The following is a 10,372-nucleotide window of genomic DNA, read 5'->3' as shown; positions in this document are numbered from 1 at the left end:
AAAAAAGCTAATAATGCGAAGTGTTGATCAGGATTTTTTTACTGCGAAAGTTGAGTTATTTAAAATCAACTCGCATCTCTAGCATTATTTATACCCACTGTTTGTATCTATAAATCTATAAATCTGGTTCTCATTATGCCCACCATTTCTTTACCTAGGGTAAGAATTTTAATTGTCCTACCAGCTTTTTCAGTGCTAAGACGTGTATCTAAATTCATTTCCCTAAATTTCCTTCAGTCGGCCAAATAGAATTCACCTTTGAGTTAGCCTTTATAGCAGCATATCATATAGTCTTCTATTATCTACTGTGATAAATTTAACTTTCTTCCTTCCTTGCGTATGGTTATCCCTTGCAAAAACAACATCATCATCGGCATTGTACTTTAATTGAATGTCGTTACCATCCGAAAGGTTTGCCCTACAAGGCGATTCAAGTTATCATACCGGAACTAATAATCGCAATCTCCTTGTTCACCAAAAGACCTAATTTTCGATTTTTAATACTCATCGCTAAAACAAAATAATAGAAAATAGGCTCGTTATGACATGAAAAGTCATGGCGAGTCTATTTTCTATTTGTACATTGGCTTCGTTTTTACTTTTCTAAAATGTTGTATACTTTTTTGAGAATGGTCCAGTCCTTACCGCCATCTTCTGCTTGAATATTGCTCGTGAAAATTATCAATATTTCCCTGACTTAGTATTTTCATATCATTAAAAAGACTATCAAGAATATCTTCAGCAATCACTACGCCTTCTACACAACCTGTATTTTTTGCCAGAAGTTCTACCGCTACTTTTATTATATACCCTCTGTCTGCTTCAGACAGAGTACTATCATTATAAACTTGAATTATTAATTTTTTTATTTGTTCTTTGACCTTTTTGTTTTCAATGTACTCTTCCTCTTCACTTTTGAATTGCTCATTCTAGTAGTTTTTGTAATAGTTCTTTAAAGAATTTCTAATTTTGTCGATTTCACTTCGATAACCTATTTTCATAACAGATAATTTAACAACGACACCTTCCCTTTTCATGAATAGTATAAGCACTTTGAGGTATTTACCTTGTATGAAAATAACCCCAACTTAGTTTAAAAATTCAAAACTGCTATCTGCTAACTTTTTTTTAGCGATGTACTCTGACTCCCATTCATTATAGTTATTGGGGGGGGCTGTATTAATACCCTCTAACCAATATTTATCACCATAGACCATACACATAGCCCAATGATACTCTGTTTCATGACTAAAAAATAATGCATCACTATATGTCTCGATAGGCTTTGAAAAGTATTTGAAATTATTAATAATCGATTCTGCTTCATTTTTAGACTTTTTAGCATATTCTACAATAATACCTTTAATAATTTCTTTAAAAGTAAAACCATTATAAATAATTTTCTGACTTGAACTTGTATCAATCAAGATAGTACCATCTCTATCCATACATCATTTCTCTCCCTTTTATTGATTATTATGGACATACCTTATGTTTATTAAATAAGGTAGCAGCTTTATCACTAAAAATCGCCATTTGACTACCGATTGGTATTGGTTTTCCACCTTTCATAGCAGCTCTAGGATTTGCTAGCATCGGTCCTCTTACAGCATCAAAAGAATGGGAAAGAGTTCCACTTCGACCTTTCTTAACATATTCTGCCCATTCACCTGTAGGTGTTTCAAATGTTTTTATATTTAATTTTGATAATTCTGTATCTGGAATTTCAAATCGTGTAATACTTGTTCTTTTTCTAGCTGCCCATTCTTGAGCCTGTGATAAATCTGTCGTTACATAAAACCCTCCTTTACCACTTGGATTAAAATCTAAATTAGGACGACCAAGAGAAGGATTTATTGATCCTTTAATATTTCCTGCATGATAAAATGTAGTTTTTCCTCTCAATCCAAATATATCAATAGAAGTATTTGTATCATGAACATATCCATATAACTGCATTCCACCCACAAGCCCGATTGGGTCCATTTGAGTATAATTTCCTGATTCTGGGTCATAGTAACGGAATCTATTATAGAAAAGCCCCGTTTCAATATCGTGATATTGTCCTTGATACCTAAATGGAATAAAGTCTGTATCTCCTGTAAATTCTTTTACTTGTTTGTCTTCGTTTAGTTCTGATTTTCCTCTGCCATAAATATCAAGTTCACGTGACCAAACTTTTTCTCCCTGTTCGTCGTAGGCATTTACCGGTGTGCCCAAGTGATCAGTTATGATACTGTAACTGCCTTCATTTGTTAGTTTGGCTGTTGGAATGAAGTTGTCTGCATCAAATATCCATGTAGTAAGATTTTTGTTTCCTGCATTTGACAGTCCACTTTCTTTTGTAATGTTCCATTCGTGTAAAATGGTGTTCCTATCCCATAGGAATTTTGTTGCTTTGCCTTCACTCACTTTGGCCACTCGTCGTCCAAGTGGGTCGTAGATAAAATGAACTTCTTTTAAAACGGATTGATTCTGTGAAAAACATATAGCTTTAGACATCATGCCATTGCCATAGTATTCATACTTCCACGTAACACCATTCTTCTTAACTTTCTGAATCATATTCCCTTCATCATCATAAGAGAATGTTGCCTCTCTCGTTTCAAGCAATCTACTTCCGGCACCATAGACACGATCTGTCTTTTCTTTTGTTTCATACAAATTCCCGACATCGTCAACACTGCGGTGTAAGAAATCAAATTGACCGCCTTGATTGGACCAAACGAGGTTACTGAATTCATCGTAACCATAAGTAACTTTTACACCTGTTAACTCGTTGACCATGCTTCGTAAGCGATGATTGACGTCCCAATTATACACTCGTCTTCGTGTGTCGCGGTTTTGACTATTTATTCGATGGTGTGTTGGTCTACCTGTTACATCATATTGCCATTTGCTAATGACATCCCCTGGCAAGATTCGCTCAATCTCTTGACCGAGTTCATTGTACTGCATGGATGCTGTCCACTGTTCTTGCTCTGAGCGAGAAGCCATAATTTGTGACACATTGCCCATCTCATTACGAGCGACATCGATTTTTGCACCTAAACTACTTGTTATCTGTGAACGGTTGCCTAATTCATCATAACTACTCGCAATCCAATGGTCATTTTGCCATTCCTTGATTACTTGTCCAGATGGGTCTCGCTCTAGCTTTACGGTCACATGCTCATTTTCAGTTTCTATTAACGAACCATTTTTGTCGTAGCCAAACGTTTCCCAAGTGTCATCATAATAATCAGCTCGAATGACATTCCCTAGACCATCATGCTGGTACGCTGTAAAACGATCACCTGGACGTTGAATCCTCTGAACCAATCCAGCTAGACTTCGCTCATACGTTCTTTCAATATCATCAAAGCCGATTTCCTTGATAACATTCCCTTTCGCATCACGTTCAAACTGATACGCTTCGCCTTTTTCATTGATAACAGCGGTTAACTGTTCCTCTGTATCATAGGTGAATTTGACTTTCTTCCCACCTTGTTCTCGGGATATTAAACTACCAAGAATAGTGTAATCAAAGGTTACTTGCGTATGGTTATCTTTCGCAAAAACGACCTCATCATAGGCATTGTACTTTAATTGAACGTCGTTATCATCTGAAAGATTTGCCCGTATTAGGCGATTCAAGCTATCATAACGGTATTTCTCTGTGGCCCCTAGCGGATTGGTCGTTGTTGTGCAGTTACCACGACGGTCATACGCCCATGTCGAACTTGTCCCGTCTGGTAATGTTACTTGACTCAAGTTTAGATCAGTATCATAAGCTAAGCTTACCACATGGCCTTGCGCATTTGTCACCGTTTCAATTAAACGATGCTCATTATAAGAAAATTCAGTCTTTGTTCCGTCTTCTAAAATATTTTCCTGTAATGTACCGTCTTCATTATAAATCCACTGACGACTTCCACCCTCTGCGTTTACTACCTGAATTAGCCTATCCTTCTCATCGTACTGTGAAGATAAGGTACTGCCATCTGCAAGAGTAATCGTCACTGGATTTGCCCACTCATCATAGCTATATGCCGTTACACGACCATCTTCATCTACTGTTTGAAGTAATTCAAAGTCCTCATTATATTCATAGCTAACTTCACTACCATCTGGATGAACAATTTTCGTACAGAGATTATCTTCGTTGAAATAATAATAACTCTTATGGCCTAAGCTATTCGTAATCTCATTATAGCCCTCATGATATGAAAGTTCCCCTGCAAGAACATTGCCATCTCCCCATGTTTTGATTACCCGTGCACCTGTAGTTGGACCATCATAGCGCCAGTAGAAGCTATTTTTATTGCGATCTATTTTTTGCATCATTAAATGTTTAACATATTTGATATGTGTACTTTGCCCTAATGCATCTTGAATTTCGATTAAATCCTGCCCATTATTGTAAACATAGCGAACTAAGACTTCACGACTCATTTGATTACGTAAGGCGACTTCTGTCATTCTGCCTGCTTCATTAGTAGTAACCTCGAGCACTCTACCAACACTGTCGGTTACTTGAGATAGGAACCCTTTAAGGTTATACGCAAATTGAATATGATGGTCTTGTTCATCTCTTACTTCTTTTAATCGGTATGTTGTCTCTGTTGTTTGTTCAAATACATAAATCAATCGTGTATCATGCTCAAACAAATGGTACTCCTCGCCTGTATTTGTTAAGGTCATTCTTTCTCGTTTGTTAAAATACGGCAAGTTTATTGGTAAAATTGGAAAGCCAACTGCGCGACCATCCGTCACAACAATCCCAATCAGGTCATCTTCTTCAAAAATCTCTAAGGCTAGATCGTATGTAAAATGCATACCATGACCTGTTAAGCCAATCCGACTACTATCACTGTACCAAGCACGTTCCCAGGAAAGGGGGATGGGTCCAGGTAGTTCAAAATCGACGCCTTCATAAACCATACGCCCTGTAATTAAATCAACAGGTTCAAAACCCCATTTACAGAATTTCTCACTTAACCCTTGTGTACATTTAAATTTACTGTCCTTCAATACTTTATGATTAAATTTCGTTAGCCCTTTTGTAGCTATATCCTTCATACCTTCTATTACCTTCGACGCAGCGAGCAATTCATCCATCGACGAAATGACTTTATCTGCGGCCGTCTTCACAGCCTTAGATCCTTTGTTAGCTAGTTCCACTAGTTCCTTTACTGCATCTAACGTTTTAGATACTTTCGGATAAGCTGCCTTCATCCCTTTTGCTACAGCTTTTGAAGCATCTAGTGCCTTATCAGCAGTTTTTACAAGTTTTGACGCTTTATTGACCTTGTAAGCTGTCTTTGCTGCATCACCAACTACTGGAACCGCACCTACTATGTTCATGGCTGCTCCCATGTAGTCTCCTCTTGCCAAGCTAATTCCTGCATTCGCTATATCTGCAAATGTACCTATGACAGGAATAAACCCAGCAACATCCAATGCTGCACTTACGCCATCTACTAATTTACTAAAGAAGCCTTTTTTCTCTTTCTCCTCCTCTTGCTTTTTCGGGAAAATTACGTCAACTTTCGACGTGGCTTCGATTGCTTCTGCATTTAACTTCGGTGGTTGGCTTTTCTTCTCCGTACCTTCTTGATCGATGAGCGTACTGATTAACTGGGTGTCAGTCGCAAGGATCACGTGGCTTTTCTCCTGCGCTGATATAGCAATCCATTCTTCCGCCTCCACGGAGAGCTCTTTCATGCCACTAATTTCGAGTGTTTCATCTGCCGCTATCATGATGGTACTGTTACTTTGAAATGTTACGCCATCTCCATCATCCATCTTTAAGTCCAATACCCCATCTACTGCACTAAAACTAATATCTCCAACACCTAATGTCACATCTTTCCCAGCATTGGTCGCCAAGGACTTAACGGTCGTATCCGCCATTTTCTTCGTCTGCTTTTGCCCACCCTCTGCTGTGACTGGATTAACACGCACCGAGCTGATGACGATGGCCTCTTCCTCCACTGCACTTGGAAAATGCAATTGAGCACGCGCGCCTATTTGGGGCATTAAATACATAACGCTATTAGCATCTGCTGAATAAGCAAACCAATGTGCTTTTTCTTTATCTTGGTTTTTATCTATATCTAAATGAATTTTAACGGTGTTTTGCGTGACATCAATGATCTTTCCTGTAAAGGCTGCACCAATGAGATCTAAATTACGTACTAATCGCTGACGAATACTTTTCTCTGGTTGGCCAGTATATTGAAACTTCAACACACCTTTATCAAGATAGATTTCCCGAGCCGTTATAACATAGGATCTCCCCTTTAATTGCACCAACGTACCTAAGTCATGGGCTTCCGTGCTTTCAAACTCACAGAAGGTATAATCGGCTTCACTCACATCCGTACCATCATTTTCAGTAATCAAACGATACGAATCTACATCCATACGTAATACAGAAGGCAGATGATCGATAGTTACGCTTTTTCTACTTTGAGGTGTACCGAGCCAAAATCGAGCACCCTTTCCTTTTAAATCAGGAAAAACAACCGCATGCAAACGGGAGGCCATTCTTTTAATAAATTCCCAGTCTGTTTCTAAGTATTGGATCGAAATTTGACCAATGGCCTGTTCGTTAGAAGCTCGGTCGATATAATCCCCTTGAGGATAGGCTCCCACGATAGTATTGATTAACTGCACATACGTCATATTCGCATCTTGAAAAGAACGTGAGCACTTCTCAATATCCATATTGGCCGTAAATGATACCGCCTCAACGGAGACATAGTGCACGCCTTGTGATGCCTGCAACTCCGCGTTTTCAATTCTTCCTGAGAATAGTATGTCACTGTTTCGTCCAAATTTCACGACCACTTCATCTGTATGACTGACCCGCTGAATATATTTTTGCGCTTGCTCTTCAGCGATCATTCCCGTAAAGTACAGTCTCGCATGGTCATTACCCTTATGTTTGATTGTTAGTTTATCTAAATGAATAAGTGGATAAGGCCATACGAGCTCAAGATCCTCATACGTACTGACAATGTGTACTTCTTTTTCTCCTGGCATTGCATTACTAACCTCCTCTCAATCGATTTTCTCTTAAAAACCTTGTATTGGTATTTCTAATTCCTCTTGCCCGTCATGAACAATATCGATTTTGCCTCCACCTGCTGAGCATTGCGTATGGCAGCGGCTTAATAACGCTTGCTTCCCCTCGACATTGACATTTTCCATTCCTTCCAACCAATCAATGGAACAGACTGGCGTACACGGCTTTTCCAATTTTAAGCAGACACCAAAAGTTGGAATATTATCAGGGTTTCGATCTCCTACATTCATCACGGCCTTCTCTTTGATAAATACGCCATGATCTTGCGGCAAGTTTAAATAATTTAGATGGCTACCATGCTCACAGGCAATGATTGCCCCATGTACTACATAACTAAATTGCTCCTGTTCCGAACCTTCTGTCTCTAAATTTTCCACAACTTGAGCCATTAGCAATCCATCCTTTCGTATCGCTTTGACACTGTTTCAAACTACTGTTCAACAGTGTTTTCGGCTGATTTAACAGACATTATCTACTGTCTCGCTAGTCTCACTCGCTGCAACTGGATCCCGAGAAATGGTCGTCGCAGCATACTTTCCGCCACATCTAAATTGACGATGGTGAAAGATTCCTTTTTGCCGTCGACTTGAAAAATACAATCTAGTTCCACCTTCTTAGGGTCAATCACGAGCTCCTTTATTTGTCCGTCTGGATAATAAATCGTCTCATCGGCAATACAGTTCTTCTTCACAATGTCCATAAGCCAATGCACGCGCTGTGTCCCTTTCTTCACATCCGTAAAGACGATGGCTGTAAACTCTAAGTGATCCTCGTATTTCACTAACAACTCTTTTAGATCATCGGACACGATTCTTTTGGGCCTATCCAAATAATCCAGATAGATCGCATTCTCTTTCTCTAGCACTTCCCCGAATACAGATGAACAGACAAAGTTATCATCGAGGTCTGTTTTGAAAGGAATAATTGGATTTGTAATGCTTTGATCTTGCCGAACAATAAAATACTCCATCTCTTCCTCCTGTACCTATCATATCTGTCGATTTCACAGTTAATGAATCCATTGAATATCTTCTATCTGCTCTGTGCTAAATCTACATTTCTCTTGATCACGTTTAAAGAAGGTAGCTCCTTTTAAATTGGCACCTGTAAAATTGGCACCTGTGATCTGCGCAAACTCAAACCTTGCATTTTCCAAATTAGCATCTCTAAAATCAGTACCCAGGTAGCACGCAACTTCTCCATCGGAAAGCCTCAGCGTTTTTCCCTGTGCATGAGTAAAATTAGCGCCTACTAAATTGGCATTTCGAAAATCAGCATCTTGAATGGCTGCATAAGAAAAATCAACATTCGCTAACTTACAATCTACAAAACTAGTACCAATGCAAACACTTTGTTTCAATGAAGCACCTTCTAAGTCACTCCCATTGAAATTTGCATAGGAAAAGTCCATTTGATTAAAATGTTTTTGCTGTAATGGTAGGCTTGAGAAATTTTCAAACGTATACGATTTGTCTGTCTCGTTTTTCTCTAACCATGAGAGCAGATTGTTTTCCTCTCGTTCCCGTTCATCAATGATTGCAACATCTTCACTAAACCCTTTATATTCACCGACACGAAATCGCAAGCACGCTGCTCGTTGAAAATTGATTGCAGGGACGCTTTCTTTTTGATAGCGAAACAAGTAGCGTACCAATTGAATGATATATTGATGAAACAGAATGACGATCTGTTGAATAATTGCTCGAACATCAGCAGATTGAATAGTGATATACGGTTTTCTTTCTATTTCAAGCGTTTTTTGTAAATCTATCATCGCCTCACTAAGCCAGTCTGCTTCATACTGTGCCGTGCATTCTATCCAATCGTAATACCAGGTTTCTCCATATGCTTCTAGCAAATACGTACACTTATTTTCTAGTAATGATGTTCGTAGCAATGAAAAATGGATAAAGGCAACTGGCGCTAACTTTTCCTGTTTTTGCTGATCTCTACTATTCGCAAACAGCTGTTCAAGTGCGTTTATAATTGGCTGTAGCAAAACTTCCTTCTCTTGGCGAAACTGTCGATCAACCTTCTCTTGCAACCGGCTGACATGAACTGACACGCATTCATCCATAAAATGCTGTAATGCTTCTTCTCGTTTCATGCATCCACATCCTCACTAATTTGCTCGTACTTCCGTTCCTTTAATCTCCATTTTGTCTTCCATCTTGATTGAATTTTCTTTACAAGTCATCTCAATTTTTTCATTGGCATTAATCATAATTTGCTTCGCATTGATAGCGACTTTATCTGTTGCTTGTAAAGTAATATTTTTATCACTTATGATGGAGATCCCATTGTCATCCATCAGCGAAATCATTAATCCTCCACCAGATATGACAATCCGATCAGGTGCAAGTAAAATTTGTTTACCATGCTTCGTTCTGAGTGTTTTGACATCTGGATCAGCCATACGTGCTGGATCTTGGCGACTATCCTCCGGTGGTGCAGCACTTGCCCCACTGCCGCCACCGCCTCCTGGACTAGGCGGATTCGTCGCCGCTAACATCGCACCAGATTTTGGAGGCGCTTTTGAGACAGAACTAATCGCAATCCCTTCACTCTCACGATTGCCTGGGAAGTAGATTCTCACATTGTCAGATAGCTCCGGCATGAAGTACCATCCTGTATTATCTTCTGATGCATAGATTGTTGAATACGGAAACCAATAAGCCGTATCCTTTTCTTGCCCCTCATCGAAATCGACATGAATTCGAATTTTGTCCCCTGCAACATCAATTACTTTTCCTTGAATAGAAGCACCAATAATAGCTTGATTATACGTAGTGTGAACACTGAAACCGTTCTGAGGTGTTAACGTATAGATATGCTTGAATAAACCATCTTTTAGCGTCGAGAAGATTTTATAGACATACAATGTTTTAGATTGGAAAGTAACTTCATTACCTATTTTGTATGGTTGAAGCGATTCTACTTCATAGTACATGTAGTCACTATCGGTAATACTGTCGAGATGATTTTTACTGGAGACAAGGAAGTTGCCAATTGCTTTTTTTACACGATAATTGATGGCCTCCATTTCCGGCGTACCCCCAGCTTGAAACGGGACACCGAAGTAAAACTTTGCGGCTGAATGTACCGTGTCTGGCACTAAGCCTGTATGGAATCGCGATGCCATTCGTTTAAGAAACTCCCAATCTGTCTCTATATATTGCATTGTGAAGCTACCAAGATTAGCCCCATTCGTAACACAATCCATGAAATCTGCACCGTTTTGATCGGCAATACATACATCTATTAATTCACTATATGGCATACTTGCATTTTGATAGGTTT

General features: G+C 39.0%; 6 protein-coding genes. All 6 read right to left on the bottom strand.

The window, feature by feature from the left end; genetic code table 11:
* Nucleotides 1–1,088 precede the first annotated feature (1,088 nt).
* Nucleotides 1,089–1,448: a hypothetical protein gene (locus QRN68_RS20780; RefSeq protein WP_285398908.1), complete on the bottom strand. Its 360-nt coding sequence runs from the start codon at nt 1,446–1,448 to the stop codon at nt 1,089–1,091.
* Nucleotides 1,449–1,476: 28 nt separating this feature from the next.
* Complete coding sequence (locus QRN68_RS20775; protein ID WP_285398907.1) at nt 1,477–7,029, bottom strand: DUF6531 domain-containing protein; 5,553 nt, start codon at nt 7,027–7,029, stop codon at nt 1,477–1,479.
* Nucleotides 7,030–7,062: 33 nt separating this feature from the next.
* Nucleotides 7,063–7,461, bottom strand: a complete 399-nt coding sequence (locus QRN68_RS20770) for a DUF4280 domain-containing protein (RefSeq protein ID WP_285398905.1) — start codon at nt 7,459–7,461, stop codon at nt 7,063–7,065.
* An 83-nt stretch (nt 7,462–7,544) separates the two neighbouring features.
* On the bottom strand, nt 7,545–8,042 hold the full coding sequence (locus QRN68_RS20765) for a hypothetical protein (RefSeq protein ID WP_285398904.1): 498 nt from the start codon (nt 8,040–8,042) through the stop codon (nt 7,545–7,547).
* Between the two features lie 39 nt (nt 8,043–8,081).
* A complete protein-coding gene (locus QRN68_RS20760; protein WP_285398902.1) occupies nt 8,082–9,179 on the bottom strand; it encodes a pentapeptide repeat-containing protein in 1,098 nt (365 codons plus the stop codon).
* Nucleotides 9,180–9,194: 15 nt separating this feature from the next.
* Nucleotides 9,195–10,372: phage baseplate assembly protein V (locus QRN68_RS20755; RefSeq protein ID WP_285398901.1), on the bottom strand; the 1,178-nt coding region annotated here is incomplete at its 5' end.

Origin of the sequence: Lysinibacillus sp. fls2-241-R2A-57, assembly GCF_030209535.1 — a bacterium.
In the GTDB taxonomy this organism is placed as follows: domain Bacteria; phylum Bacillota; class Bacilli; order Bacillales_A; family Planococcaceae; genus Lysinibacillus.
Note: the sequence above shows the minus strand (reverse complement) of the source record. Positions and strands in the feature narration are given on the sequence as shown.